24 protein-coding genes and 4 pseudogenes are annotated in these 25,352 nt (G+C 73.3%); 14 read left to right on the forward strand and 14 right to left on the reverse strand.

The genetic code is table 11. The annotated features are described in order from the left end of the window. The first annotated feature begins 1 nt into the window (after window position 1). Window positions 2-856 (forward strand): carbohydrate ABC transporter permease, encoded by an 855-nt coding sequence (locus AB0L21_RS27295; protein WP_365710126.1) that lies wholly within the window; start codon window positions 2-4, stop codon window positions 854-856. Beyond that, window positions 853-2,256 (forward strand): glycoside hydrolase family 32 protein, encoded by a 1,404-nt coding sequence (locus AB0L21_RS27300; RefSeq protein ID WP_365787002.1) that lies wholly within the window; start codon window positions 853-855, stop codon window positions 2,254-2,256. Before AB0L21_RS27295 ends, AB0L21_RS27300 begins: the two co-directional genes overlap by 4 nt. Here the strand turns inward: AB0L21_RS27300 and AB0L21_RS27305 are convergent. Then, window positions 2,219-3,283 carry a LacI family DNA-binding transcriptional regulator gene (locus AB0L21_RS27305; protein ID WP_365787028.1) on the reverse strand — a complete coding sequence of 355 codons (1,065 nt, stop codon included), beginning with the start codon at window positions 3,281-3,283 and terminating at the stop codon, window positions 2,219-2,221. The genes AB0L21_RS27300 and AB0L21_RS27305 overlap by 38 nt on opposite strands. Window positions 3,284-3,384: 101 nt before the next feature. Here AB0L21_RS27305 and AB0L21_RS27310 point away from each other — a divergent pair, with 101 nt between their 5' ends. Beyond that, window positions 3,385-4,215, forward strand: coding sequence for an aldo/keto reductase (locus AB0L21_RS27310; RefSeq protein WP_365787004.1), 831 nt, complete (start codon window positions 3,385-3,387; stop codon window positions 4,213-4,215). A gap of 211 nt (window positions 4,216-4,426) precedes the next feature. Here the strand turns inward: AB0L21_RS27310 and AB0L21_RS27315 are convergent, their stop codons facing one another. Further along, the gene (locus tag AB0L21_RS27315) at window positions 4,427-5,299 is read right to left on the reverse strand and encodes a helix-turn-helix transcriptional regulator (protein ID WP_365787006.1); all 873 of its coding nucleotides are present in this window, start codon (window positions 5,297-5,299) and stop codon (window positions 4,427-4,429) included. 149 nt (window positions 5,300-5,448) lie between these two features. On the opposite strand from AB0L21_RS27315, the gene AB0L21_RS27320 reads away from it, so the two are divergent. The 3 genes from AB0L21_RS27320 to AB0L21_RS27330 all read left to right on the forward strand — a co-directional run bounded on the left by AB0L21_RS27320 (window position 5,449) and on the right by AB0L21_RS27330 (window position 7,567). Next, the gene (locus AB0L21_RS27320) at window positions 5,449-6,312 is read left to right on the forward strand and encodes an oxidoreductase (RefSeq protein WP_365710134.1); all 864 of its coding nucleotides are present in this window, start codon (window positions 5,449-5,451) and stop codon (window positions 6,310-6,312) included. A 67-nt stretch (window positions 6,313-6,379) separates the two neighbouring features. Beyond that, window positions 6,380-6,988 carry a DNA polymerase ligase N-terminal domain-containing protein gene (locus AB0L21_RS27325; protein ID WP_365710136.1) on the forward strand — a complete coding sequence of 203 codons (609 nt, stop codon included), beginning with the start codon at window positions 6,380-6,382 and terminating at the stop codon, window positions 6,986-6,988. 144 nt (window positions 6,989-7,132) lie between these two features. Further along, a complete protein-coding gene (locus AB0L21_RS27330; RefSeq protein WP_365787008.1) occupies window positions 7,133-7,567 on the forward strand; it encodes a cupin domain-containing protein in 435 nt (144 codons plus the stop codon). Here the strand turns inward: AB0L21_RS27330 and AB0L21_RS27335 are convergent, their stop codons facing one another. The 5 genes and pseudogenes from AB0L21_RS27335 to AB0L21_RS27355 all read right to left on the reverse strand — a co-directional run bounded on the left by AB0L21_RS27335 (window position 7,568) and on the right by AB0L21_RS27355 (window position 11,883). Beyond that, the gene (locus tag AB0L21_RS27335; protein ID WP_365787010.1) at window positions 7,568-9,898 is read right to left on the reverse strand and encodes a SpoIIE family protein phosphatase; all 2,331 of its coding nucleotides are present in this window, start codon (window positions 9,896-9,898) and stop codon (window positions 7,568-7,570) included. Window positions 9,899-9,952: 54 nt separating this feature from the next. After that, window positions 9,953-10,420: a peroxiredoxin gene (locus AB0L21_RS27340; protein WP_365710141.1), complete on the reverse strand. Its 468-nt coding sequence runs from the start codon at window positions 10,418-10,420 to the stop codon at window positions 9,953-9,955. Next, on the reverse strand, window positions 10,417-10,797 hold the full coding sequence (locus AB0L21_RS27345) for a hypothetical protein (RefSeq protein WP_365710143.1): 381 nt from the start codon (window positions 10,795-10,797) through the stop codon (window positions 10,417-10,419). The genes AB0L21_RS27340 and AB0L21_RS27345 overlap by 4 nt, the downstream gene beginning before the upstream one ends. A gap of 232 nt (window positions 10,798-11,029) precedes the next feature. Continuing rightward, window positions 11,030-11,215, reverse strand: a pseudogene (locus AB0L21_RS27350) (catechol 2,3-dioxygenase); the annotation flags it as partial. A 239-nt stretch (window positions 11,216-11,454) separates the two neighbouring features. After that, window positions 11,455-11,883 (reverse strand): ATP-binding protein, encoded by a 429-nt coding sequence (locus AB0L21_RS27355; protein WP_365787012.1) that lies wholly within the window; start codon window positions 11,881-11,883, stop codon window positions 11,455-11,457. A gap of 184 nt (window positions 11,884-12,067) precedes the next feature. On the opposite strand from AB0L21_RS27355, the gene AB0L21_RS27360 reads away from it, so the two are divergent. Together AB0L21_RS27360 and glpK are read left to right on the forward strand one after the other, a co-directional pair. Further along, window positions 12,068-12,835 carry an IclR family transcriptional regulator gene (locus AB0L21_RS27360; protein ID WP_365710147.1) on the forward strand — a complete coding sequence of 256 codons (768 nt, stop codon included), beginning with the start codon at window positions 12,068-12,070 and terminating at the stop codon, window positions 12,833-12,835. Window positions 12,836-12,879: 44 nt separating this feature from the next. Then, entirely contained in the window at window positions 12,880-14,394 is a 1,515-nt protein-coding gene (glpK, locus tag AB0L21_RS27365; RefSeq protein WP_365710149.1) for a glycerol kinase GlpK, read from the forward strand. Here the strand turns inward: glpK and AB0L21_RS27370 are convergent. Continuing rightward, a pseudogene (locus AB0L21_RS27370) lies at window positions 14,372-14,707 on the reverse strand (hypothetical protein); the annotation flags it as partial. The gene glpK and the pseudogene AB0L21_RS27370 sit on opposite strands and share 23 nt — an antisense overlap. Before the next feature lie 509 nt (window positions 14,708-15,216). Between AB0L21_RS27370 and AB0L21_RS27375 the strand changes: the two are divergent. After that, entirely contained in the window at window positions 15,217-16,197 is a 981-nt protein-coding gene (locus AB0L21_RS27375; RefSeq protein ID WP_365787030.1) for an ATP-dependent DNA ligase, read from the forward strand. Between the two features lie 18 nt (window positions 16,198-16,215). After that, the gene (gene hemC, locus AB0L21_RS27380; protein ID WP_365710151.1) at window positions 16,216-17,157 is read left to right on the forward strand and encodes a hydroxymethylbilane synthase; all 942 of its coding nucleotides are present in this window, start codon (window positions 16,216-16,218) and stop codon (window positions 17,155-17,157) included. A gap of 30 nt (window positions 17,158-17,187) precedes the next feature. On the opposite strand, the gene AB0L21_RS27385 is transcribed toward hemC, so the two are convergent. The 3 genes and pseudogenes from AB0L21_RS27385 to AB0L21_RS27395 form a co-directional block, all read right to left on the reverse strand. Beyond that, window positions 17,188-17,712, reverse strand: a complete 525-nt coding sequence (locus tag AB0L21_RS27385) for a hypothetical protein (protein WP_365710153.1) — start codon at window positions 17,710-17,712, stop codon at window positions 17,188-17,190. Window positions 17,713-17,902: 190 nt separating this feature from the next. Then, window positions 17,903-18,614 (reverse strand): annotated as a pseudogene (locus AB0L21_RS27390) (ABC transporter permease). Further along, a pseudogene (locus AB0L21_RS27395) lies at window positions 18,574-18,928 on the reverse strand (ABC transporter ATP-binding protein); the annotation flags it as partial. The pseudogenes AB0L21_RS27395 and AB0L21_RS27390, both read right to left, overlap by 41 nt. A gap of 189 nt (window positions 18,929-19,117) precedes the next feature. Between AB0L21_RS27395 and AB0L21_RS27400 the strand changes: the two are divergent. Then, window positions 19,118-19,915 (forward strand): RNA polymerase sigma factor SigF, encoded by a 798-nt coding sequence (locus tag AB0L21_RS27400; RefSeq protein WP_365710155.1) that lies wholly within the window; start codon window positions 19,118-19,120, stop codon window positions 19,913-19,915. Window positions 19,916-19,989: 74 nt separating this feature from the next. Here AB0L21_RS27400 and AB0L21_RS27405 read toward each other — a convergent pair whose 3' ends face one another. Then, a complete protein-coding gene (locus AB0L21_RS27405; protein ID WP_103816627.1) occupies window positions 19,990-20,304 on the reverse strand; it encodes an ANTAR domain-containing protein in 315 nt (104 codons plus the stop codon). A 128-nt stretch (window positions 20,305-20,432) separates the two neighbouring features. Between AB0L21_RS27405 and AB0L21_RS27410 the strand changes: the two genes are divergently transcribed. Further along, entirely contained in the window at window positions 20,433-21,242 is an 810-nt protein-coding gene (locus AB0L21_RS27410; RefSeq protein ID WP_365710158.1) for a VOC family protein, read from the forward strand. A gap of 57 nt (window positions 21,243-21,299) precedes the next feature. Here the strand turns inward: AB0L21_RS27410 and glgX are convergent, their stop codons facing one another. Beyond that, on the reverse strand, window positions 21,300-23,444 hold the full coding sequence (gene glgX, locus AB0L21_RS27415; RefSeq protein WP_365787014.1) for a glycogen debranching protein GlgX: 2,145 nt from the start codon (window positions 23,442-23,444) through the stop codon (window positions 21,300-21,302). Continuing rightward, a complete protein-coding gene (locus tag AB0L21_RS27420) occupies window positions 23,441-23,953 on the reverse strand; it encodes a pep a2 (RefSeq protein WP_365710161.1) in 513 nt (170 codons plus the stop codon). Before AB0L21_RS27420 ends, glgX begins: the two co-directional genes overlap by 4 nt. A gap of 304 nt (window positions 23,954-24,257) precedes the next feature. Between AB0L21_RS27420 and AB0L21_RS27425 the strand changes: the two genes are divergently transcribed. Together AB0L21_RS27425 and AB0L21_RS27430 are read left to right on the forward strand one after the other, a co-directional pair. Further along, window positions 24,258-24,557 (forward strand): DUF5133 domain-containing protein, encoded by a 300-nt coding sequence (locus AB0L21_RS27425; protein ID WP_030641557.1) that lies wholly within the window; start codon window positions 24,258-24,260, stop codon window positions 24,555-24,557. A 109-nt stretch (window positions 24,558-24,666) separates the two neighbouring features. Continuing rightward, window positions 24,667-25,352 (forward strand): maltotransferase domain-containing protein (locus AB0L21_RS27430; RefSeq protein ID WP_365787016.1); only part of this gene is annotated, 686 nt, incomplete at its 3' end.

The following is a 25,352-nucleotide window of genomic DNA, read 5'->3' on the forward strand; positions in this document are numbered from 1 at the left end:
CATGAGCCAAGCAACCCTGACCCTCAGCCGTGCCCGGTACGCGCTCGGGCCGTGGGCGCGGATCGCCGGGCTGACGGTGTGCGCGCTGCTGACCCTCGGTCCGGTGGTGTGGACCGTGTCCACCTCGCTGCGCACTCCGGCGGAGTCGTTCGACCTGCCGCCGCAGATCATTCCCGCGCATCCCAGCACCGCCGCCTACCACGGCGTGTTCGAGCAGATCGACGTGTGGCTGCTCGCGCTGAACTCGACCCTCGTGACCGCGTTGATCGCGGTCGGCCAGATGATCACCGCGGGGCTCGCCGGTTACGCGTTCGCCCGGCTCGACTTCCGCTTCAAGAAGCCGCTGTTCGGCCTGGTCCTGGCGACCATGATGGTCCCCTTGCAGGTCACGATCGTCCCGGTGTTCCTGGTGCTCAAGTCGATGGGTCTGACCGACACCCTGCTCGGTCTGATCGTTCCGGCGTTTCCGACCGCGTTCGGCACCTTCCTGATGCGCCAGTACTTCCTGGGCATGCCGAAGGACCTGGGCGAGGCGGCGATGCTGGACGGCGCCGGGCCCTGGCGGATCTTCCGGTCCGTGTACGCCCCGCTGGCCCGGCCGGGCCTCGCCATCGTGGGCGTGCTCGCCTTCAACTACCACTGGAACGAGTTCTTCCGCCCGCTGATCCTGGAGACCTCCGGCCAGAACTACACCCTTCCACTGGGTCTGGTCTCCCTGCAGGGCAACCTCGGCACCGGTTCCATCTCGGTGGTCCTCGCGGGTGTCGTCCTCTCCATGATCCCCGCCGTCGCCGTGTTCGTCGTCGGCCAGCGCCCTCTCCGCGAGGGCATCACCTCCGCAGGAGTCAACCGTTGAGCCCCGCCGCTCCCGTCCCGGACCCGGACGCCCCCCGCTTCCGGGTCCGCCCGCCCGCCAACTGGATCAACGACCCCAACGGCCCCTTCCACTGGCGTGGCCGCCACCACCTCTTCTACCAGCACAACCCGGCCGCTCCGGTGCACGCCGACGTCCACTGGGGCCATGTCTCCAGCCCCGACCTGGTCCACTGGGAGCACCACCCGATCGCCCTCGCCCCGACGCCCGGCGGCCCCGACGAGGCCGGCTGCTGGTCGGGCTGTGTGGTGGACGACGGCGGTGTGCCCACGGCGGTGTACACCGGCGTCGACCACGCCCACACGGGGCTCGGCACCATCTGCCTGGCCCGTGCCGCCGACCCGGCCGACGACCGGCTCCTGACCTGGCGGCCCCTGCCCATCCCGGTGGTCCCGGGGCCGCCCCCGGGACTCGACGTGGTGATGTTCCGCGACCCGTTCGTCTTCCGGCACGCCGGCCGCCGCTGGGCCCTGGTCGGAGCGGGCCACGCCGACGGCACCCCGTCGGTGCTGCTGTACGGCTGCGACGAGCTGACCGACTGGCGGTTCGCGGGCATCCTGCTCGACGGCCACGACCCCGTCGCCGCCGGCGCGTTCGGTGACAAGGCGGTCGGCTGGGAGTGCCCGCAGCTGTTCGAGACGTCCGGCGGCGACCACGTCCTGGTGGTGTCGCTGTGGGACGGAAATCCCCGGACCACCGGATATCTGACGGGCGGTCTCGAAGCCGGCGGGCAAGGCGAGTTGACCTTGGTGCCCCGCGCCGGCGGCCGGCTCGACCACGGCCGTGACTTCTACGCCCCCGCCGTCCTCCAGGAGCCGGGCCGGGCCCTGATGTGGGGCTGGTCGTGGGAGGCACGGGACGAGGCGGCGGTGCTGGCGGCCGGCTGGGCGGGCACGCTCACCGCGCCCCGGGTCGTCGACGCCCGTCCCGACGGCACCCTGCGCGTCGTACCGGCCCCGGAACTGGAACTCCTGCGCGCGGACGGGCCCTTCGCGACCGGGCCGGGCCGGGCGGTGCCGCTTCCGCCGGCGTACGACCTGACGGTGACGGCGTACGGCGCCACCACCGTCACACTGCTGCGGGCGGCGGACCGGGCGCTGACGCTCCGGCTGGACCCGGACGCCGGCACCGTCGTCCTGGACCGCTCCGGGTGGCCCCGCGCGGGCGTCGAGGGATCGGCTCCGGTCACGGTGGGCGTGCCGGCGGGGCCGGACCTCTCCGTGCGCCTCCTGGCCGACTGCTCGCTGCTCGAACTGTTCGTGGCGGACCGGGCGACGGTGACCGAGCGGGTCTATCGCCGGCCGGGCGATGTCGCCGAGCTGCTGGTCGAGGGGGACGCCGAGGTCAGCGCGTGGGAGCAGGTCCCACCGAGGCACGGCTGACCACGGGACAGGCCAGCCGCCGTACGGTGGCGGGCGGGGTGCGTCCGGTGTCGATGGCGTCCAGCAGCAGCCGGGCGGCGGCCTCGCCCATCGCCCGGTGCGGCAGCGCGACGGTGGTGAGGGCCGGGGTGAGGAAGGCGGCCATGTGCTCCTGGTCGTCGTAGCCGACCACCGACACCTCGCCGGGTACGGCGATCCCGAGCCGGGCCGCGGCGTGCAGCACACCTGCCGCGACCCGGTCGTTGTAGCAGAAGATCCCGGTGGGCCGGTCGTGCGGGGCGGTGCCGTCGAGCAGCCGGCCGGCTCCCTCGTAGCCGCCGGTGATCTCGCCGCCGGTGCGCACGACCCACTCCCTGGGCACAGTGATGCCCTCGGCGCGCAGCGCGTCCCGGAAGCCGCGCAGCCGCTCCACCGAGGCGATGTCGTCCTGCCCGCCGACCAGGGCCACCCTGCGGTGCCCGGCCTCCAGCAGCAGGCGTGCGGCGGTCCGGCCGCCGGCCCGTTCGGCGGGGATGACGGCGGGCAGCGAGTCGTCCTCGGGCAGGCAGTTGGCGAGCACGGAGTGGGTGCGGTGCAGGCCCTCGGGGACCCGGACCCGGCGCAGCGACATCGCGGCGTAGATGATGCCGTCCACGCGCCGGTCGAGGAGTTCGGCGACGGCCGCGTCCTCCTTGGCGGGATCGCCGCCGGAGTCCACGGTGAGGACGAGGTGGTCGCTGTCCCAGGCGGTCTCCATGGCCCCGCGCAGCAGCCGCCCGGCGAACGGGGACGTGGCGATCTCGTCGGTGACCAGGCCGATCACGGCCGTACGGCGGCGGCGCAGGCCGCGGGCGACGGGGTCGGGCCGGTAGCCGAGCCGGGCGGCGGCCTGCCGGATGCGTTCCTGGGTGGCGGGTGAGAGGTTGCCCTCGGCGCGGCCGTTGAAGACGAAGGAGACGGCGGTGTGCGAGACGCCGGCGAGCCGGGCGACGTCCCGTGAGGTGGGCCGCCCGCCGCCCACGCCGTTCCTGTCCGCGCCGCCGCCCATGCCGTCCGCTGCCCTCTTCCCACCCGCCCGGTTGATCACCGCTCACCCTATCCGTGAGGCTGGAGACAGACACAGAGAGACGATCGAGGGAAGGTCTCATCGTGAACGGTGTTCCGCTGTACACGCTCGACGACGGTACGACGGTCCCCGCCATCGGCCTCGGCACCTGGCCCCTTGACGACGCGCAGGCCGAGCAAGCCGTGCGCACGGCGCTGGAGGCGGGCTACCGGCTGGTCGACACCGCGACGAACTACCGCAACGAGACCGGTGTCGGCCGGGGCGTGGCGGGCAGCGGGGTGCCCCGCGAGGAGGTGGTGGTGACGACCAAGCTGCCGGGCCGGCACCACGGGTACGAGGAGACCCTCAAGTCCTTCGAGGAGTCCCGGCGGCGGCTGGGCCTGGAGTACGTGGACCTGTACCTGATCCACTGGCCGAACCCGCGGGTGGACAAGTACGTCGACGCGTGGAAGGCGATGATCAGGCTGCGCGAGGACGGTCTGGTCCGCTCGGTCGGCGTCTCCAACTTCACGCCGGAGCACATCACGCGGCTGGAGAAGGAGACCGGGGTGCTGCCGTCGGTGAACCAGATCGAGCTGCACCCGCTGTTCCCGCAGGAGGAGCTGCGTGCCTTCCACGCGGACAAGGGGATCGTGACCGAGAGCTGGAGCCCGCTGGGCCGGGGCAGCGCCCTGCTGGACGACCCGGCGGTCGCCGAGGTCGCGCGAGCCCACGGGGTCACGCCCGCGCAGGTGCTGCTGCGCTGGCATGTGCAGCTGGGCGCGCTGCCGGTGCCGAAGTCGGCGGACCCCGGCCGGCAGCGCGCCAACCTGGACGTCTTCGGCTTCGAGCTGGACGAGGACCAGATGGCGGCCGTCGCCCGCCGCTCCCCGCGCCGGCTCGGCGGGGATCCGAAGACGCACGAGGAGTTCTGAGCCGGGCCCGGTCGTTCGGATCAGGCCGGCCGCGAGGTGCGGTGCCTTCGAGCCGAGCCGAGCGGGGACTGGTGCGTGCGGCTGCAAGGCGGAGGAGGGGGCCAACGCGATGGGCGCCCCCACGTGAGCGCAGCCGGGCCTGGGGGAACCGATGACAATGTGCGTGCCAGGCCCCGCGACGCCGGGATGATCCGAACGACAGGGCCTACGGCTACTCGGCCGGCTCTCCCTTCCGTTCCCCGCCGTGGGCGCTCGTCCGCCCGGGTGCGGTGAGGCTGCCGAGGATGTCCAGCAGCTCGGCGCTGCGGCTGCCGGGTTCGGCGTGGAAGACGACCAGGGTGAGTCCGTCGGTGCCGTCCACGGACAGCTTGTTCGAGTGCAGGTCGAGGTCGCCGACCTGGGGATGCCTGAGGTGGCTCACCCGGCCGCGCCGGGGGCGGACCTCGTGGCGGGCCCACAGGGTGCGGAAGCGTTCGCTGCGCAGGGACAGCTCGCCGACGAGGTCGCGCAGCCGGGGGTCGTCCGGGTCTGCCCCGGCCTCCGACCGCAGCGCGGCCACGCCTTCCGCGGTGAGTTCCGTCCAGTCCCGGCGCAGGGCGCGCTCGGCGGGGTCGAGGAGCACGGCCCGCAGCAGGTTGACGCCGGGCGCGTAGTTCGGGGTGAGCGCGGTGGCGAGGGCGTTGGCGGCCAGGCAGTCGGTGTAGCGGTTCTGGAGGTAGGCGGGGGTGCGCGGCCAGCCGTCGATGAGCTGGAGCAGGTTCGCCGGGACCTGCTGCGCCCGCCGCCCGGAGCGTACGCCGGGCGCGGGCCGCTCCTGGGCGAGCCCGACGAGGTGGGCGGTGGCGTCGGCGTCCAGCCGCAGCACCCGGGCGATGGCCTCCAGCACCTGCACGGAGGGGTGGCGGTCGCGGCCCTGCTCCAGCCGCAGGTAGTAGTCGGAGCTGATGCCGGCCAGCATGGCGACCTCCTCGCGGCGCAGCCCCGGCACCCGGCGCAGGCCGCCGCCGGGCAGTCCCACGTCCGCGGGCCGTACCAGCGCCCGGCGGGCGCGCAGAAACTCACCGAGCGCGTTCGATCCGTCCACGCCACCACCGTACGGCCGGCCGGGCGGCGGTGACTGGCCCTGTCACTCCCAGGATCGCGGGGGCACTGCCGTACCCGGCGGAGCGGGCGGAGGGTGGAGACGAGGCCACCGGGAGGGTCCGGTGGTCGGGACATCCTGAGAGGTACGACATGACCGCACGACTCGGTGGCACCGTCACCCCGGCCGACGGCCTGACCCTGACCCGCGTCGGGTACGGCGCCATGCAGCTGGCCGGGCCGCACGTCTTCGGTCCGCCGCGGGACCGGGACCGGGCGGTGGCGGTGCTGCGCGCGGTGGTGGAGGCGGGCATCACCCACATCGACACGGCCGACTTCTACGGGCCCGTCGTCGTGAACCAGATCATCAAGGAGGCCCTGCACCCCTACCCGGACGGGCTGCGCATCGTCACCAAGGTCGGGGCCCGGCGGGGAGCCGACGGCAGCTGGATCATGTCCCGGCACCCCGAGGACCTGAAGGCGCAGGTGTACGACAACCTGCGCAGCCTCGGCGTGGAGACGCTGGACGTGGTCAATCTGCGCCTCGGCGACATGGACACCCCGAACGAGGACTCGGTCGCCGACCAGTTCGGCGCGCTGGCGGAGCTGCGCGAGCGCGGGCTGATCCGGCATCTGGGGCTGAGCGCCGCGTCCGCCACGCAGCTGGACGAGGCCCGGACGATCGCACCCGTCGTGACCGTGCAGAACCTGTACAACCTGGCGAACCGGCAGGACGACGCGCTGCTGGAGCGCACGGCCGCGGAGAACATCGCCTTCGTGCCGTACTTCCCGCTCGGCGGGTTCACCCCGCTCCAGTCGGACACGCTCGCGAAGGTGGCCGCCCGGCTGGGGGCGTCGCCGCAGCAGGTGGCGCTGGCCTGGCTGCTGCGCCGCTCGCCGAACATCGCGCTCATCCCCGGCACCTCCTCCCCCGAGCATCTGCGGGAGAACCTCGCCGCGGCCGGCCTGGTGCTGCCGGACGACGCGATGGCCGAGCTGAACGGCATCGCGGGCTGACCGGACGGGGGCGGGGTACCCGGGGGCGCGTGCGGCGGTCACAGGCCTCGTGGGGAAGGAGCGGGAAGTGGCAGCGGAGGACCGGCTGGGGACGTACCGCGGCAAGCGCGACTTCGAGCGGACCCGCGAGCCGTCGGGCCGGGCGGACCGGAGGCGGGGTGAGGAGCCCCGGTTCGTGGTGCAGATCCACGACGCGCGGCGGATGCACTTCGACTTCCGGCTCCAGGTCGGCGACGTCCTGAAGTCCTGGTCCGTGCCCAAGGGTCCGTCCACCGACCCCGGGGACAAGCGGCTGGCGGTGCCGACCGAGGACCATCCGCTGGAGTACGAGGACTTCGAGGGGGTCATCCCGAAGGGCGAGTACGGCGGCGGCACCGTGATCGTGTGGGACCGCGGGACGTACGAGCCGCTCAGCCACGACCGCCGGGGGCGCCCGGTGGACTTCGCGGAGTCCCTGGAGCGCGGGCACGCCACCTTCCGGCTGCACGGCGCGAAGCTGCGCGGCGAGTACGCCCTCACCCGCTTCCGCGGCGGCACGGACGAGGAGGAGGCCTGGCTGCTGGTGCGCAAGGGGCCGGCCCGGTCGGACGGGCACGGCACCCCCGATCCACGGCGGGCCCGCTCGGTGCGCAGCGGGCGCACCCTGGCCCAGGTCGCCGCCGCTGCCGGTGAGTGACACCGGCGGAGCAGCGCCCTCAGGAGTGACGGCGCTGGAGCAGCACGCGGGCGCGGGAATGCGGATCACCGGATTCCGGCCCCGACCCGTCTTGTGGGCCTCTATGTTCGGGCGGTGTCCGCCCGCGCCCCTGGAGGCCCCCGCATGCACACCGCACTCCGTACCGCCGTCGTCGGCGTGGTGACCGCCGCCGCCCTCGTGACCTGCGGCCCCGCCGGGGCGACCCCGGCGGGGCCTGGTGTGACCGCCCGGATCCTCGCGCAGACCACCGTCGACGGCACCGACTACACCCTGCGGGAGATCACGATCCCGCCCGGCCAGAGCACCGGCTGGCACTACCACGACGGCCCGCTGTACGGCGTCGTGAAGCAGGGCACCCTCAGCCACTTCGACGCCACGTGCGGCTCGGACGGCGTGTACCGCACGGGCGCGACGATCCGGGAGCCGTCCGGAAGTGACCACGTCCACATCGGCCGCAACCTGGGGGACACGCCGCTCGTCCTCGATGTGCTGTACGTACTGCCGCACGGCTCCCCGTTCTCGGAGGACGCGCCGAACCCGGGCTGTCCGTTCCAGTGATCAGTCCCCGGGCAGCGGCTGTTCGGCCCAGATGGTCTTGCCCCCGCCGGTCTGCCGGCTGCCCCAGCGCTGGGTGAGCTGGGCGACGAGCAGCAGGCCCCGGCCGCCCTCGTCGTAGGCGTGCGCCCGGCGCAGGTGCGGGGAGGTGGAACTGGCGTCGGAGACCTCGCAGATGAGGGCGCGGTCGCGGATCAGACGGAGCTGGATGGGCGGTTCGCCGTAGCGGATGGCGTTGGTGACGAGTTCGCTGACGACGAGTTCGGTGACGAAGCCGGTCTCCGCGAGCCCCCAGGCGGTCAGTTGCTCGGTGGCCGCCTGCCGCAGGACGGCGACCTGGGCGGGGTCGGGCGGCACGTCCCAGGTGGCGACCCGGTCGGCGCCGAGGGCCCGGGTGCGCACGAGGAGCAGGGCGACGTCGTCACCGGGCTGGTCGGGCAGGACGGCCTTCAGGACGTCGTCGGCGAGGGCTTCGAGGGAGGCCGCGGGTGCGGTGAGGGCGCGGCGCAGCTCCTCGGTGGCGCCGTCCAGGTCCCGGTCGCGGTCCTCGATCAGGCCGTCGGTGTAGAGGGCGACGACCGAGCCCTCGGGCAGTTCCCGTTCCGTCGCCTCGAACGGCAGTCCGCCGACGCCCAGCGGTGGCCCGGCGGCGACGGGCAGGAACTCCACGGTGCCGTCGGGCAGGACGACGGCCGGGGCGGGGTGGCCGGCGGCGGCCAGGGCGAGCCGGCGGGAGATCGGGTCGTAGACGGCGTACAGGCAGGTCGCGCCGAGTTCGGCGACCTCCTCCCCGCTGCCGTCGGCGGCGAGGTGGGTGACCAGGTCGTCGAGGTGGGTGAGGAGTTCGTCGGGCGGCAGATCGACGTCGGCGAGGGTGCGGACGGCCGTGCGCAGCCGGCCCATGGTGGCGGAGGACTGGATGCCGTGGCCGACCACGTCGCCCACGACCAGGCCGACCCGGCCGCCGGAGAGCGGGATGACGTCGAACCAGTCGCCGCCGATGCCGGCCAGGGATCCGCTCGGCAGATAGCGGTGGGCGACGTCGACCGCGGCCTGTCCGGGCAGGCCGCGCGGCAGCAGGCTGTGCTGGAGGGTGAGGGCGGTGGCCCGTTCGCGGGTGAAGCGGCGGGCGTTGTCGATGCAGACGGCGGCGCGGCTGGCGAGTTCCTCCGCGAAGACGGCGTCGTCGGGGCCGTAGTCGTCGGGGTGGCCCATGCGGACGCAGACCGCGACGCCCAGGGTGGTGCCGCGGGCCCGCAGCGGCACCGCGATCATGGAATGGGCGCCCTGCCGGAAGGGGCGGCCCCCGGGCGAGCGCGCGTTGCGTTCCGCCAGCCACTGGACGAACCCGGGCTCGCCGGCCTGGCTGAGCACCGCGCGGCCCTCGTACAGCGCGCGGGCGGGCGGGGAGGTCGGCTGGTAGACGTCGGTCTCGCCGAGGTACAGGGCCGCCGCGGGGTTGCCCGGGCGGGTGGACCCGTGGGCGACGCGGCGCAGGACGACTCCGCCGTCCGGCAGCGTCGGCGGTTCGTCGGAGCCGAGCACCCAGTCGAGCAGGTCGACGCTGGCGAAGTCCGCGTACTGCGGGACCAGCAGCTCGATCATCTCCTCGGCGGTGCCGACCACGTCCAGGGTGGTGCCGATGCGGGTCGCGGCCTCGTTCAGCAGGGCGAGGCGGCGCCGGGCCCAGTACTGCTCGCTGCTGTCGAACGCGGCGAGCGCGACCGCGGCCGGTTCGCCGGAGGCGTCGCGCAGCGGCCACATCTCGATGCTCCAGGCGTGTTCCTGGTTGAGGGCCGGGGCGCCGGTGTAGCTCTCGTAGCGGACCGTCCGGCCGGTCTCGGCGACCTCACGCAGATGGGCCAGGAAGCCACGGCTGGGCTCGGCGTCCTGGACGGTGTCCGGGAAGAACCGGCCGAGCAGCGCTTCTTCGGGGACGCCCATCACATGGCAGGCGGCGGCGTTGACGCGCAGGTAGCGCTGGCGGAGGTCGAAGACCGACATGGACATGGACGCCTGCTCGAAGGCCTGGGCGGCCAGGGTGGTGCCGGGGGGCAGGGCCGTGACGACGTAGCCGGCGGGCTGTCCGGCGGCGCCGGCGAGCGGGCAGACGGTGAGGGGCAGCACGAGGCGGTGGCCGTCGCGGTGGCGCAGGGCGACCGGGCCGGCGCGGGCGGTGAGGATGTCGCCGGGGACGTCCTCGGCCAGCAGGTCCGCGGCCGGTCTGCCCACGACCTCGTCGGCCGGGTGGCCGGTGAGCAGCCGCGCGCCCTCGGTCCACCCGGTCACCGTGCCGTGCGCGTCGATGACCGCCACGGCGGCGACATCTTCCATATGCCCCAGGATGATCCGATTGTCCCGGCGCATCAAGCGGCGGGGGTGTCCGCTTCAGCCCTGGTGGGCGCGGAGGGCGGCGAGGGCCCGGTCGGCGTGGGTGTTCATGCGCAGTTCGCTGCGGACGATCTCCAGAACGGTACGGTCCTGGGCGATCACGAAGGTGACCCGCTTGGTCGGGGCCAGGGAGAAGCCGCGCTTGACGCCGAACCGCTCGCGGACCGTGCCGTCGGCGTCGGAGAGCAGCGGCATGCCGAGGCGGTGCCGGCCGGCGAACTCCTGCTGCTTGTCGACGGTGTCCCCGCTGATCCCGACGGGCCGGGCGCCGACGGCGGCGAACTCGGCGGCGAGGTCGCGGAAGTGGCAGGCCTCCGCGGTGCAGCCGGGGGTGAGGGCGGCGGGGTAGAAGAAGAGGACGACCGGGCCGTCGGCCAGCAGTTCGGTGAGCCGGCGGGTGGTGCCGGTCTCGTCCGGCAGGGCGAAGTCCTCGGCCTTGGCCCCGATCTCGACGCGCTCGGTCATGACCGCCCCTCCTCGCCCCGGGCGACGCCGCGCGCCCACAGCACCAGCGGCACCTGGAGGGGCAGCCGGGCCAGGGCCGCCGCCCTGAGCGGCGCGGGCCGGTCGCGCCAGTCCACGGCCATCCGGACGTTGGCCGGGAACACGCCGACGAAGAAGGCGGCTGCCGCCTTCGCGGCGAGCGCGCGGGTGCGGGGCGCCGCGATCCCGGCCGCGAGGGCCAGCTCGACGGCCCCGCTGCCGTACGTCCAGGCCCTGGGCGAGCCCGGCAGCGCACGGGGCACGATCGCGTCGAACTGCCGGGGAACGGCGAAGTGGGCCACTCCGGCTGCCGCCAGCAGACCGGCGAGCAGCAGGGGTGAGCGTGGGGACCGGGGCACGGTACCTCCTCTGGTGTCCTTCCGCCGGATATTACTGGACGGTAGGCGCGAGGGTGACCGTTCGCGGTGGACAGGCACCGGGTACGCACTCGGCCGACGGCACGAGCGGGGGTGGCCGTTCACACCGGAGGGAGGTCCCCCTCTCCGGAAGCGCCGGGGGACCCGGTTCCACGTGCGCGAAAGGGGGACGCACACGGCCTGTGCGGCCCCCTGATGCCGTGCCGGCGGGATCTCAGCCCACGGGCGGTGTGCCGTGGGTGTGGAAGGCCTCGATGGTCTTCAGGCCCCAGGCCCGACCCTTCTTCCGCTCCGCCTCGGTCCAGGTGACCAGCGGCCGGTCCGGGGCCGGCACGAGCCGGATGAGCGCGTTGCACAGCTCGACGCGGTTGCCGCCGGGCTCGTAGACGTACAGGAAGAACGCCCGACGGGGTCCCCGAGGCCAGCGATCACGGGCGCGCGTTCTGTCCGCCGACCGGGGGCGTGGCCCGCCTTCTGTCCGATGAGCCGGCCCGCACGCTCACCGCGCTCCACGACGAAATGCCGGCCCACGTGGGGTGGCCGGCTGCACGACGCCGCCGCCCTCCTCCTGCTGCGGACGACGGTCGCGCAGGAGCCGGTCCTGGTCCCGGCCGGACCGCAGGCCTCGCCTCCGGCGCCTCACACCGCGACGAGCTCCGCCCACCGGGTGACCCCGCCGCGATGGACGCGTATGCCGTGACGTGTCGCCAGGGCGTGCACGATCGCCTCGCCCCGTCCGTGCTCGTCCGGGTCGATCCCGCCGAGGGGCTCTCCCGCCGGACGCGCGGGCCCCGCGTCGCCGACCTCGACGCGCAGCGTGCCGCCGGTGTCGCTCGCCACCCAGGACAGCCGCAGCTCGGCCGGGGGCCGGGCGTGGATGACCGCGTTCGTGGTCAGCTCCGACACCACCAGCAGCGCGTCCTCGACGATCTCCGGAGACACCCTCCAGTCGGCGAGGGCCGCCGCCGCGCGCCGACGTACGGCCGTGACGGCGCCGGCGACGGGCGGCACCGGACACACGTCTTCGTATGCCGCCGCCCGCAGCAGCGTGTTGAGCTGTGCGGCCATGTTCTCTCCCGATGGTGTGCTGCCGGCCGGGCGCGCGAGTCGGCGCCTTTGCGGACTTCCAAGCAAGCTATGGAGACAAATCGGGCTGGTCAATGAACAGCGGTCGGCATTACCGAACGCGCGGGCCCGCGACCCGCGTCCCGCCCGCACGGCGAAGCGTCCGCAGCGGTAATAGGCTCGCTTCATGGCCGGCCCAGTCCAGTCGATCGAACGGGCGGCGGCGATCCTGCGCCTCCTCGCCGGCGGCCCCCGCCGGCTCGGCCTCGGCGAGGTGGCGGCGTCGCTCGGGCTGGCGAAGGGCACCGCCCACGGCATTCTGCGCACCCTCCAGCACGTGGACTTCGTGGAGCAGGACGCGACCACCGGGAAGTACCAGCTGGGAGCCGCCCTGCTGCACCTCGGCACCAGCTACCTGGACGTCAACGAACTACGCTCGCGCTCCCTCAACTGGGCCGACGCCCTGGCCGCCCGCAGCGGGGAGGCGGTGCGCCTCGGCACCCCCCTGGAGGGCAGCGTCCTCATCGTCCACCACGTGTTCCGGCCGGACGACACCTTCCAGACCCTGGACGTGGGCGCGCTGCTGCCCCTGCACGCCTCCTCGCTCGGCAAGGTCCTGCTGGCCTACGGGACCGCGACCGTCGAGCCGGTCCGGCCGCCGGGGCTGGAGGCGTACACCCGGCACACGCTGGTCGATCCCGAGCGGCTCGCCCGGGCGCTCACCGAGGTCAGGGAGCTGGGCTGGGCCGCCGAGATCCAGGAGATGAGCATGGGGGAGGCCGGGCTCGCGGCGCCGATCCGGGGGCACGGCGGTCTCGTCGTCGGCGCCATCGGGCTGTCCGGTCCGGTCGAGCGGATCTGCGACAGCCAGGGCCGGCCCCGCCCGCACCTGGTCAGCCTCATCCGGGAAGCCGCGCGGGCGATCTCCAGGGACCTCGGAGCCGCCCGCTGGTAGGCCAGGACAGCCGCCCCTCGATCCGTCGGAAGGCAGACCCGATCATGCCTGAACGGTACGTAATGTCCATCGATCAGGGCACCAACTCGACCCGCTGCATCCTGTTCGACCACCGTGGGCGGCTGGTCGCGGTCGCGCAGAAGGAGCATCAGCAGCACTTCCCGAAGCCCGGATGGGTCGAGCACGACGCCGTCGAGATCTGGCAGAACCTGCGTCGCGTGGTGCCCGACGCCCTGTCGGACACCGGTGTCGACCAAGGGCAGGTCGCGGCGATCGGCCTGGCCAACCAGCGGGAGACGACGGTGCTCTGGGACCGGCGGACCGGCGCGCCGCTCGGCCGGGCGATCGTCTGGCAGGACACCCGCACGGCGCCGCTCGTCGACGCCCTCGCGGAAGACCCCGGGGAGGCGTTCTTCCTCGACCGGTGCGGCCTGCCGCCGTCGACCTACTTCTCCGCGCTGCGCATCCGGTGGCTGTTCGACCACGTCAAAGGGGTCGAACAGCGTGCCCGGGACGGCGAGGTGCTGTTCGGCACGATCGAGAGCTGGCTGATCTGGAATCTCACCGGCGGCACCGACGGCGGTCTGCACATCACCGACGCCACCAACGCCAGCCGCACGATGCTGATGAACATCCGCAAGCTCGCCTGGGACGACGAGCTGCTGGACTTCTTCGGGGTGCCCCGCTCGATGCTGCCCGAGATCAGGTCGTCCGCCGAGCCGTACGGCGAGGCCCGCTCGCTGCTGCCGGGCGTCTCCATCACGGCCGCGCTCGGCGACCAGCAGGCCGCCCTCTTCGGCCAGACCTGCTTCTCCCCGGGCGAGGCCAAGTGCACCTACGGAACGGGCAGTTTCCTGCTGCTCAACACCGGGGCGGACCTGGTGCGGTCCCGGCACGGGCTCCTCACGACGGTCGCCTACAAGATCGGGGAGCAGCAGCCGGCCTACGCCCTGGAAGGGTCGATCGCCGTCACGGGCGCGCTCGTCCAGTGGTTCCGTGACCGCCTGGGGCTGATCAGCAGCGCGCCGGAGATCGAGACCCTCGCCCGGACGGTCGAGGACAACGGCGGCTGCTACATCGTCCCCGCCTTCTCGGGACTGTTCGCGCCGCGCTGGCGCAGCGACGCGCGCGGGGTGATCGTCGGGCTCACCTCGTACATCACCAAGGGACACCTGGCGCGGGCCGTCCTGGAGGCCACCGGATGGCAGACCCGGGAAGTCGTCGACGCCATGAACGCCGACTCCTCGGTCGCCCTCCAGCAGCTCAAGGTGGACGGGGGCATGACCTCCGACAACCTGCTCATGCAGTTCGTGGCCGACGTGCTCGACGTACCCGTGGTACGGCCGATGGTCGCCGAGACGGTCTCTCTCGGCGCCGCCTACGCGGCCGGGCTCGCCGCCGGCTACTGGTCGGACCTGGAAGTGCTGCGCCGCAACTGGCACAAGGCCGCCCAGTGGCTGCCCGCCATGGACCCCGAGCGGCGGGAGGCGGAGTACGACAACTGGCAGCGGGCCGTCGAACGCTCCCTGGGCTGGGTCAGACCACCACGGCCCTCCTGACGCGAGGCGTGCCTCGGGCCCGCCACCGGGTCCAGCCGCTCGTGATCCGGCGGGCGGTGCCTACGGGGGCCGGCCACAGGCCCACGATCGCGTCCGCGAGGCCCGTCGCCGCCTCGTCCCAGGTGGCGCGCGGGGACGGGGTGCCCTCGGCCAGGGCCCGCTCCCGCTCGGCGCAGGTGTGCAGGATCAGCAGCCGGACCATCCGACCGCGTTCGGCGCGCACCTCGGGCGGCAGCTCCGGCAGGGTCCGGTTCAGGCCCTCGACCGCCTCGCGCAGCACCGGTGAGGTCAAGGACTCCTCGACCGTGATCTCCACCGACGACCGAACGAGTCGCCTGACCAGGCCTTCGCCGTCCGAGCGGGCCGATCGAGCGGACCCCTGCCACCCGAACGGGCCGGCCCGCCCGCTGAACCGGCCGACTCAGCGGACCCCTGCCGCCGCAGCGGGTCAGCTGAGCGGGATGCGTCGTCCCGCCCGGCCGCCCCTGTCCGGGACGCCCGTCGACGGCCCTCCCGCCGCACCGGGCCGGCCCAGTGCCGTAACCGCCCGCCCCAGCCGGGACCGCGCCCGCCTCACGCGGGCCCGGTACGGCACACCGGTTCCTCCCGGCAGGCACGCCCCCACCGCGCCGCCCCAGCACCCCCTCCCTTCCGAGCCCGCACGGGCCCGTCCCGGCCGGTGCGCCCCACCCCTCCCTACCGGCCGTCGGGCCCGCGGTGGCCCCGCCCGTGCCCACCCCCGCCGCGGGACCGTTCAGGGGAACCCGGGGGGAAAGGAGCGTGACGGCGTCGGGGGTGGTCGAGATCTCTGCCGTGACCGTCGTGACCCTGCCGCTCATTCCGCCGATGCTCGCGACGCCCGGCAGCCTGCCGCCGGCCGCGCAGGACGCGCGGTGGGCGTACGAGACCAAGCAGGACGGCCAGCGGGTGATGGTGTACCTGCCCGGTGACGGCAGTGTGCTGCTGCGCGCCCGCTCGGGCGAGGACATCACCGGGGCCTACCCGGAGCTCCGTCCGCTCGGCGGGGCGCTCGGCACGGCCCCCGCCGTGCTGGACGGCGAGGTGCTGGCCCTGGACGAGCGGGGCCGGGCCGACTTCCAGCTGCTGCAGAGCCGGATGGGTCTCGCGCACGCCCCCGCGCGGGCGGCGCGCCGGGCCGCGCAGGTCCCGGTGCACCTGGTGCTGTTCGACGTGCCGTATCTGGAGGGATCCCTGGTGCGGCTGCCGTACGTCCGGCGGCGGGCGCGGCTGGAGGAGCTGGGGCTCGCCGGGCCGTACTGGTCGACGCCGGGAGCGGTGACCGGGCACGGCGCCGAGGCCCTCGCGGCGACCAGGGAACACGGCCTGGAGGGCCTGGTGTGCAAGCGGCTGGACTCGGTGTACGAACCCGGCGTGCGCTCCCGCGCCTGGATCAAGATCCGGAACATGCGGGCCGAGGACGTGATCGTCGGCGGCTGGCTGCCCGGCAAGGGGCGGCTGACCGGACTGCCCGGCGCGGTGCTGGTCGGCCAGCGCGACCCGGAGGGCCGGCTGCGGTACGTCGGCGGGGTGGGCACCGGCTGGAGCGAGGCCGAGCGCACCGGGCTGGCGGAGCTGCTGCGGGACACGGCGAGCGACCGGTGCCCCTTCGAGCCCGTGCCGCGCGTCCCCGGCGCGCGCTGGGTGCTGCCCCGGCTGGTGGGTGAGGTCAGCTACAGCACCCGCACCCGGAACGGCATGCTGCGCCAGCCCTCCTGGCTGCGGCTGCGCCCGGATCTCACATCGGAGGAGTCGGCGGCGGACCTGCCCGGGGAATTCGGCTGAGGCCGGTGGGTCTATCGTGTGCGCATGCCGGTTCCCGAACTGATCCGCATCGTCTCCCGCGACTCGCCCATGGCCCTGGCCCAGGTGGAGCGGGTCCGCGCCGAGTTGGCGGTGCTGCACCCGGGCGTGCCCACCTCGGTCGTACCGGTGAAGACCACCGGTGACAAGTGGCTCGGCGATCTGTCCCTGGTCGAGGGCAAGGGGGCGTTCACCAAGGAGGTGGACGCCGCCCTGCTGGCCGGGGAGGCGGATCTCGCGGTGCACTGCGTCAAGGACGTGCCCGCCGACCGGCCGCTGCCGGCCGGGACGGTGTTCGCCGCGTTCCTGAAGCGGGACGACATCCGGGACGCGCTGGTACACCCGGGTGGCCTCACCCTGGACGAGCTGCCGGCCGGTACCCGGATCGGCACCTCCGCGGTCCGCCGCATCGCCCAACTGGCCGCCACCCACCCGCATCTGGAGTGCGTGCCCTTCCGGGGCAACGCCAACCGCCGGCTGGAGAAGCTGGCCGCCGGCGAGGCGGACGCGCTGCTGCTGGCGGTGTCCGGCCTGGAACGCATCGGCCGGACGGACGTGATCAGCGAGGTGCTGTCCCCGGAGACGATGATGCCGCCGATCGGCGCGGGCATCCTCGCGCTGCAGTGCCGGGAGGACGACACCGAGCTGATCGACGCGGTCAGCGGGCTCAGCGACCCGGCCACCCACCGGGAGGCGACGGCCGAGCGGATGTTCCTGCACGTACTGCAGGGACACTGCAACAGCCCCATCGCCGGGTACGCGCGCGTGGACCGGAGCGGCGAACTCTCCCTGCGGGCCTGTGTCTTCACGCCGGACGGCAAGACCCGGCTGAACGCCCACGAGTGGGCGGGCCGGCTCGATCCGGCCACCCTCGGCACCTCGGTCGCGGTGGCGCTGCTGCGGCAGGGCGCGCGCGAGATCATCGACGGCATTCCGCACTGAGCGTCGTACGACGCCCGCGCGGGGCGCTCGTCAGGCGGAACCGGGCTCGGCCTGGTCCCTCAGGAACGCGCTGACCTGGTGGGCCAGGCTGCCTTGTCCGGTGCCGGCGGGTGCGGCCGGCGCGGCCGACTCCACGATGCCGATGCCGCCCGCCCACAGCCGGCGGTCGGTCCACTCGTCCTCCACCCGCAGTTGCACCTGCACGTCCACATGCGTGAGGGCGGCCTCGGGCGCGGCGGCGTACAGGACGGCGGTGGCCCGGCGCAGCGGGTAGACGTCGAAGCCCTCGATGAACTGGGAGTTGCGCCAGTCGATGAAGGCGCCCTCGCCGTCCGGGCCGACGCGGACGTCGATCTGACCGTCCTCCAGATGGATGCCGTAGTGCCGCGCGCCGCGGTTCTCCACGGTCACCCGGACGCTGAAGTACGTCAGCCCGGCGGCGGCGTCGTCCCGTCCGCGCGGCGGCTCGGCCGCCTCCAGGCGGTGGACGCGGACCCGCAGACCGGCATGCTCCTCGTACTCCTGCCAGTCCCCGACCACGTTCGGCTCGTACACAGTGCCCCTCTCGACCTTCGAGAGGTGCTGTCTATCTGTGCGCTCAGCGCACTGTCAAATGAGCGGAATGCGCTGTGGCCAGGGGATTCGCCCGCTTTGATCGGTGATCAAGCGCTGCGCAGGAAGAATCCGTTCGCGGCGCCTCGCGGCGGGGTACGCGCGCGTGCCGCACATCACGTCCGCGGCAAGATCAGCGGGCCGGCCGGCCGAGCAGCGCGGAGGCCGCGGTGATGCCCGCCGCGGCGGCCACCGCCAGCACCCCGAAGCCGGCGGCGAGAGGCGCGGGCGTACCGAGCAGCGGACCCCGCAGGGCGTCCACTTGATGAACAGCGGCATGGTGATCGCCTGCCCGAAGCCCATCAGCCGGTCGCGGCTGAGCACGATCCCCGCGATGGTCATCGACAGGCTTCGCCGCCGGGGTGAAGTCGCTGGTCCAGGCGCTCGTCGTGATCGTGATCGCCGCGCTGCCCGGCGTCGCCCTCAGGCCTTGCCGGTGATCAGGGCCGAGCGCGGGGCCGGGGTGACGAGCAGCTTGTTCAGGATGCCCGCGTCCCGCTCCCAGATGATCTGGATGCCGTAGAAGATCGCGATGAACATCGCCGACTGGGCGATGATGCCGGGCGCCAGACAGTCGATGTACGGGATCCCGCCGGTGGGTATCGCCGGGTGAGGTCTGGCCGAAGATCAGCAGCCACAGGGCGGGCTGCACCGCGCGGGTGTACAGCTCGGTCCGGTCGGTCGTGGCGCAGCTTCTGGAGCTCGACGGCACGCACGGCGGCCACCCGGGCGGGCAGCGGCCGCCGGCCCGCGCCCGGCACGGGCGGGGTGAGCAGCAGGGCGGTGCCGTCCGCGGGCATGCCGTCAGCCGGCGCGGCGCGCGGTGCGGCGGGTGCTTCGGACATCGCGGAAACTCCTCTGGAGTGGTCGTCGAGGCCACTGCCGGCGACGTCGCGGAAGACGTCCTCCAGGGTGGGCAGGCGGTCGCCGCCCTGCGGCTCGGCGAGGCTCCGGCGCAGCGCCGCCGGGTGCCGAGGGCGCGGATCCGGCCGCGGTGCATGAGGCCGACCCGGTCGCGGTACCGGTCGGCTTCGTCCATGGAGTGGGTGGTGACCAGGACGGTCATGCCGGTGGCGGCGCGTACGGCGCTGATGTGCTCCCGGACGCCGGTGCGGGCGATCGGGTCCAGGCCGATCGTGGGCTCGTCCAGGATCAGCAGCCCGACTCTTCCCGTATGTACTTGTTTGTTTTGGGATGTCCGTCAGCGGGAATGGGCACATCAGTGCTTCGGACAGGAGGCACGTCCGTGGGAGCCGGCCCTCGCCGGACGCCCCGGTGTCCTATCCATGGTCCGAGCGCACCTCCCACGGTGTCTGTCATCCAGCACCTGCTGAGAGAGGTGCGCGCGATGCGTGTCACTGGCAGCACGAAACCCCATCCACACGACGACGCCCCGGACACCGGCGGCGCTTTCGAGCGGCTCGCCGAGCTGCCCGACGGTCCCGAGCGCCAGGCGCTGCGGGACGAGCTCGTCCGGTTGTGGCTGCCCATGGCCGAGCGGATCGCCGTACGGTTCCGCGGCCGTGGCGAGGCCCTGGAGGACCTGTACCAGGTGGCCGCGCTGGGCCTGGTCAAGGCCGTCGACCACTACGATCCCGGCCGCGGCCGGGCGTTCGAGGCGTATGCGGTGCCCACCATCACCGGGGAGATCAAGCGCCACTTCCGCGACCACATGTGGACCCTGCATGTGCCGCGCCGGGTGCAGGACCTGCGCAACCGCGTCCGCGCCGCCACCAAGGAGCTGGCGCAGACCACGCCGGGCCGTGCGCCCACCGTCGCCGAGATCGCCGCGTTCACGCGGCTCAGCGAGGACGAGGTGCGCACCGGGATGGAGGCGCTGGAGTGCTTCTCCGCGCTGTCCCTGGACGCCGAGGTGGCCGGCACGGACGGCTACGCCCTCGGTGACTCCCTGGGCGAACCGGATCCGGGGTACGACCTCGTCGTGGACCGGGCCGCGGTCAAGCCGTGCCTCGCGGCGCTGCCGGAGCGTGAACGCACCATCCTCTACCTGCGGTTCTTCGGCGGGATGACACAGAGCCGGATCGCCCAGCAGCTCGGCATCTCGCAGATGCACGTCTCCCGGCTGCTCAGCGGCTGCTTCGACCGGCTGCGCGACGAACTGCTCGCGGAGGCCCGCGCCCGCTGAGCCCGACGGTTCCCCGGACCCCGTTTTCCCCGTTCCCCGGACCCCGGGAGCCCTTGTTCCTCGGCTCCCGGAGGCTACTGTCCCTCGGACCCCGGCACCTGAGTGGGGCCGTACCGGTCCAGCGCGTCCTCCAGCTCGGCCCTGATCTCGGCCGGGATGTCGCCGCGCCGCCCCCAGATCAGGATCAGCTCCGCGATGTTGCGCAGCTTGATGTTGGTGTGCTGGGAGACCTCCTTCAGCACCTGCCATCCCTGGTCCGGGGTCACCCGGCCGAGGGCCACGACCATTCCGATCGCCTGGTCGATCACCGCGTGGGAGGTCATGGCCTCCTTCAGCTGGTCGACCTCCGCCTGCAGCGCGGCGATCCGGTCCGGCTCGATCTCTCCCATCCCTCCATCGTGCGCAGGGGCCTGCACCCCCGCCACCCGGGGTACTCGACAGGCAGCCCACCCGCTTCCGGTCGGACACTGGTGTCAGACCGGTGGCCGCCCGGCCCCGAGAGCAGGACGCGACTGCCATGAACCACGACACCCGTACCGGCGGCGAGCCGCGCAGAAAAGAAGTCGTCTCCACCCACTCCGTCTTCGGCGCACCGTGCTGGGTGAGCCTGACCAGCCGCGATCTCAAGGCCACCCAGGACTTCTACGCGGCCGTCCTCGGCTGGCGCTGGCGCGGCGCCAAGCTCGGCGAGCACTTCCGGATCGCCCTGGCCAACGGGGTCCCGGTGGCCGGGATAGCCGCCGTCGCCTCCATGTGGCAGATGGCGGTGGCCTGGACGCCGTACTTCGCCGTGCCCGACGCGGACGTGGCCGTGTCCCGGGTCCGGGAACGCGGCGGCACGTCGGCGGTCGGGCCGCTGTCCTTCCCGCCGGGCCGGGCGGCGCTGCTCGCCGACCGGGACGGGGCCACGTTCGGGATCTGGCAGGGCGAACTCGTCACCAACTGGGAGGTGTGGCGACAGGCGGCACCGACCTTCGTCCGGCTGCACACCCGGGACGCCTTCGACGCCGCGATCTTCTACGGCGAGGTCCTGGACTGGGCGAGCGGGCTGCCGGGCTGCTGCGAGGTCGAGTACGAGGGCGGTGAGGTGGTGCTGCGCAGCCAGGGTGACATCGTGGCGCGCATCGACTCGGGCGCGGTGGAGGCGGCCCCGGACCCCTCGGTACGGCCGCACTGGCAGATCCACTTCGCAGTGGGCGACGTGCCCGGCTGCGCCCGCGCGGCGGAGAAGCACGGCGGCAGCGTGCTGCGCGAGGAGGACACCGAGGCGATTCTGCGCGACCCGGACGGTGCCCAGTTCACGGTGACGTCCCGCCGGAGCCGTTGAGTCCGACGAGCCGACGGCGCCGCACCCCGCCGGGGGCGGCGCCGTCGGCTCGGTCCACTAGCCGGCCGCACCCGACGGGCGCGACAGCAGGACCAGGCTGCGTGCCTCCACGCGCACCTTCGTGCCCGCCTTGCGTTCGCGTTCGTCGGGAACGCCCTCGGGGTCGGCGGTGTCGATCAGGGTGGTCCAGCGCTCGCCGAAGGAGCCGTCGGGCAGGCGGAAGACGACCGGCTCCCAGTAGCCGTTGACGAGCAGCAGGAAGGAGTCGTCGACCATGCGGCGGCCGTAGGGGTCGCGTTCGGCGATGGCGTCCCCGTTGAGGAACACCCCGACCGTGTGCGCGTCCCCCCGCTGCCAGTCGCGGTCGGTCATCTCCCGCGCGTCCGGCCGCAGCCACATCAGGTCGGGCAGCGGCTGCTTGGCGTGGGTCGCGGTCTCGCCGCGGAAGAAGCGGCGCCGGCGCAGCACCGGGTGCGCGGCGCGCAGCGCGATCAGACGCCGGGTGAACTCGGCGAGGGCGCGCTGCTCGCCGGTGAGGTCCCAGTCCACCCAGGAGATCTCGTTGTCCTGGCAGTAGGCGTTGTTGTTGCCCCGCTGGGTGCGGCCGAGTTCGTCGCCGTGGCAGAGCATCGGGATGCCCTGCGAGAGCAGCAGCGTGGCCAGCAGGTTGCGCTGCTGGCGGGCCCGCAGTTCGAGCACGGCCGGGTCGTCGGTCTCGCCCTCCACGCCGCAGTTCCAGGACCGGTTGTGGCTCTCGCCGTCCCGGTTGTCCTCGCCGTTCGCCTCGTTGCGCTTGTCGTTGTACGACACCAGGTCGCGCAGGGTGAAACCGTCGTGCGCGGTGACGAAGTTGACGCTCGCGCGCGGCCGGCGCCGGCTGTGCTGGTAGAGGTCGGAGGAGCCGGTGAGCCGGGAGGCGAACTCGCCGAGCGAGCCGGGCTCGGCCCGCCAGAAGTCCCGTACGGCGTCCCGGTACTTGCCGTTCCACTCCGACCACAGCGGCGGGAAGTTCCCCACCTGGTAGCCGCCCTCGCCGACGTCCCAGGGCTCGGCGATGAGCTTGACCCGGCTGATGACGGGGTCCTGCTGGATCAGGTCGAAGAACGCGGAGAGCCGGTCCACCTCGTGGAACTGCCGGGCCAGCGTGGCCGCGAGGTCGAAGCGGAAGCCGTCGACGTGCATCTCGGTGACCCAGTACCGCAGCGAGTCCATGATCAGCTGGAGCACGTAGGGGTGCCGCATCAGCAGGCTGTTGCCGGTGCCGGTGGTGTCGTAGTAGTGCGCCCAGTCGCCGTCGACCAGGCGGTAGTAGGAGGCGTTGTCGATGCCCCGGAAGGACAGCGTGGGACCCCGTTCGTTGCCCTCGGCGGTGTGGTTGTAGACCACGTCGAGGATGACTTCGAGGCCGGCCGCGTGCAGCGCCTTCACCATGGCCTTGAACTCGTTGACCTGCTGGCCGCGGGTGCCGAAGGCGGCGTAGGCGTTGTGCGGGGCGAAGAAGCCGATGGTGTTGTAGCCCCAGTAGTTGGACAGGCCGCGGTCCTGGAGCACGCCGTCCTGGACGAACTGGTGCACCGGCATCAGCTCGACCGCGGTCACGCCGAGCGAGGTGAGGTGCTCGGTCACGGCGGGGTGGGCGAGGCCCGCGTAGGTGCCGCGCAGCCGTTCCGGGACGTCCGGGTGGGTCATGGTCAGGCCGCGGACATGGGCCTCGTAGATCACCGAGTCCGCGTACGGCGTCCGGGGCGGGCGGTCGTCGCCCCAGTCGAAGAACGGGTCGGTGACCACGCCCAGCATGGAGTGGCCGGCGCTGTCGGCCGGGGCCGGTCCGTCCGGGGCGCGCTCGTACAGGGAGGCGTGGTTGTCGATCTGGCCGTCCACGGCGCGGGCGTACGGGTCGAGCAGCAGCTTGGCCGGGTTGCAGCGGTGGCCGAGCGACGGCTGCCAGGGGCCGTGCACCCGGTAGCCGTAGCGCTGGCCGGGTCCGACGCCGGGCAGATAGGCGTGCCACACGAAGCCGTCGACCTCCTGCAGCGGGACGGAGGCGGCGGTGCCGGCGTCGTCGACCAGGATCAGCTCCACGCGCTCGGCGACCTCGCTGAACAGGGCGAAGTTGGTGCCCTGTCCGTCGAACGCGGCACCCAACGGGTAGGGGTGCCCGCTCCACACGGGCACCCCTTTGCGGTTCTTCCGGGCGGTCACCGGCTGCCCTCCAGGGCGTCGTCACCGGCCGGCGCCGGCGCGGCCAGCACGGTCACCGGTTCCTCGCGCGGCACCATGAGGCCTTCCCGCAGGGTGGGCGCGGGGGCGGTGGGCACCAGCGGGACCCGCTGGCCGGCGCGGGCGCGCTGTGAGAACCAGATGATCTTGCTGCCGGTGTCCGAGGCGCAGCAGCCCCAGCCGTCGCTCATCGCTGCGATGTCCGCGAGGCAGGACCGCAGGTCCTGGTCGGGGCGCAGATCCGGGTCGTCGTCACCGAAGGCGGTGATGAGGTGCTGGCCGTTCCACCACATCTCGATCGAGGTGTGCTTGTCCGTCGCGTGCTCGTCGATCGCCCGCAGCAGCAGTTCGGCGCCGCGGCAGACGGGGTCCACGAGGTTCTCGAGGTCCCAGTAGCGGAGATGGGCGGCCAGGATGCGGCTGACCTGTCCCACCCGTTCCGGGCTGACTTCCACGTCGAGGTGGTAGTAGCAGGGCACTGCGGTCTTCATCGTCGCTTGCTCCTCACCGGCGAAGCTCTCGCTCCCCTCGCCCTGTCCGGGAGGGATCCCGGACACATAGCGTGAGCGCTGATCGCTTCTGAGTCACCTCCACGGTGAGGCCACTACGCCATTCGTGCAACACGAGCACCCGACACTCCCCATCGTTGAACCTCCAACAAGACGCTGCGTCGTCGCGCGTGCACCATAAGTGAAAGCCTCGATCGCCGTAACGGTGCCGCGCCTTCCCGTGCGCGGACGCCACCCGACCGTCGGGAACGCGCCCAGTCGAGAGCGTGGAAGGTGAATGAGGGCCATGCTGCTACCCGCCAAGGCCGAAGTGGCCCGGCAGTTGCGGCGTTACCGGGCGTGGGAGCGCGTGATGCTCGCCTCGCCCCACGACCGCACGGTCCGGGCCACCTTCGAGGACTCGGGGTACACGCTGTGCGTGCTGATGGGCAAACGCTGCGCCCGCGAGGCCGCGGACGCCGCCGAACGCTATCTCCGCACGAACCTGGTCACCTACCTGCGCGAGCAGGACGGTCGGCCGCAGCCACGCCGGGCGGCCAGAAGAGCGCCGCCACCGGAGCGGCGTTCCACGGCGCCAAGCCCCTGACCTGGCACCGTACAAGGCGTTCCCCTCGGGCCCGGCGCGCGCCGGCCCGACTCTCGGATCGCGGAGCCGGGCCGGGTGCCCGGCTCCGCGCACGGCGGAGGTGAGATACATGCGCAGGACCCCGGCCATCGGCCGTGTACCGGTACGTGACGTCCGGCCGGCCGTGGAGTGCGGCAGGCGCCCGGCGAAAGCGGTGGCCGGGGAGACCTTCGAGGTCACGGCCACCGTGTTCCGCGAAGGGCACGATGCCGTGGGGGCGAACGTGGTCCTGCGCGATCCCAGGGGCCGCAGGGGCCCCTGGACACCGATGCGGGAGCTGTCCCCGGGCAGCGACCGCTGGGGTGCGGAGATCACCCCGGACACGACGGGCCGTTGGACCTTCCGGGTGGAGGCCTGGAGCCATCCGCTGGCGACGTGGCGGCACACCGCGTCCGTGAAGGTGCCGGCCGGGATCGACACCGGCCTGGTCCTGGAGGAGGGCGCCGAGCTGTACGAGCGGGCCGCCGCCGGAGTGCCCAAGGGCCCCGAGCGCGCTCTGGTCCTGGCCGCCGCGCAGGCCCTCGGCGACGACTCCCTGTCGGTGCACGACCGTCTGAAGGCGGCGCTGTCCCCGGAGGTCGAGGCGTTGCTGGCCCGGTATCCGCTGCGGGAGTTGGTCACCGCGTCCGATCCGATGCCGTTGCTGGTGGAGCGTGAACGCGCCCTGTACGGCTCGTGGTACGAGTTCTTCCCCCGCTCGGAGGGCACCGCCGAGGAGCCGCACGGTACGTTCCGCACGGCCGCGCGCCGGCTGAA

The sequence above is a fragment of the Streptomyces sp. NPDC052721 genome (genome assembly GCF_040678315.1).
GTDB lineage: Bacteria > Actinomycetota > Actinomycetes > Streptomycetales > Streptomycetaceae > Streptomyces.

Excerpts from the sequence above, each read along its gene's own strand:
- AB0L21_RS27295 (WP_365710126.1), top strand. The coding sequence starts at position 2 with ATGAGCCAAGCAACCCTGACCCTCAGCCGTGCCCGGTACGCGCTCGGG.
- AB0L21_RS27305 (WP_365787028.1), bottom strand. The coding sequence starts at position 3,283 with ATGGGCGGCGGCGCGGACAGGAACGGCGTGGGCGGCGGGCGGCCCACC.
- AB0L21_RS27320 (WP_365710134.1), top strand. The coding sequence starts at position 5,449 with ATGACCGCACGACTCGGTGGCACCGTCACCCCGGCCGACGGCCTGACC.
- AB0L21_RS27330 (WP_365787008.1), top strand. The coding sequence starts at position 7,133 with ATGCACACCGCACTCCGTACCGCCGTCGTCGGCGTGGTGACCGCCGCC.
- AB0L21_RS27335 (WP_365787010.1), bottom strand. The coding sequence starts at position 9,898 with ATGGAAGATGTCGCCGCCGTGGCGGTCATCGACGCGCACGGCACGGTG.
- AB0L21_RS27340 (WP_365710141.1), bottom strand. The coding sequence starts at position 10,420 with ATGACCGAGCGCGTCGAGATCGGGGCCAAGGCCGAGGACTTCGCCCTG.
- AB0L21_RS27355 (WP_365787012.1), bottom strand. The coding sequence starts at position 11,883 with ATGGCCGCACAGCTCAACACGCTGCTGCGGGCGGCGGCATACGAAGAC.
- AB0L21_RS27360 (WP_365710147.1), top strand. The coding sequence starts at position 12,068 with ATGGCCGGCCCAGTCCAGTCGATCGAACGGGCGGCGGCGATCCTGCGC.
- glpK (WP_365710149.1), top strand. The coding sequence starts at position 12,880 with ATGCCTGAACGGTACGTAATGTCCATCGATCAGGGCACCAACTCGACC.
- AB0L21_RS27400 (WP_365710155.1), top strand. The coding sequence starts at position 19,118 with ATGCGTGTCACTGGCAGCACGAAACCCCATCCACACGACGACGCCCCG.
- AB0L21_RS27405 (WP_103816627.1), bottom strand. The coding sequence starts at position 20,304 with ATGGGAGAGATCGAGCCGGACCGGATCGCCGCGCTGCAGGCGGAGGTC.
- AB0L21_RS27410 (WP_365710158.1), top strand. The coding sequence starts at position 20,433 with ATGAACCACGACACCCGTACCGGCGGCGAGCCGCGCAGAAAAGAAGTC.
- AB0L21_RS27420 (WP_365710161.1), bottom strand. The coding sequence starts at position 23,953 with ATGAAGACCGCAGTGCCCTGCTACTACCACCTCGACGTGGAAGTCAGC.
- AB0L21_RS27425 (WP_030641557.1), top strand. The coding sequence starts at position 24,258 with ATGCTGCTACCCGCCAAGGCCGAAGTGGCCCGGCAGTTGCGGCGTTAC.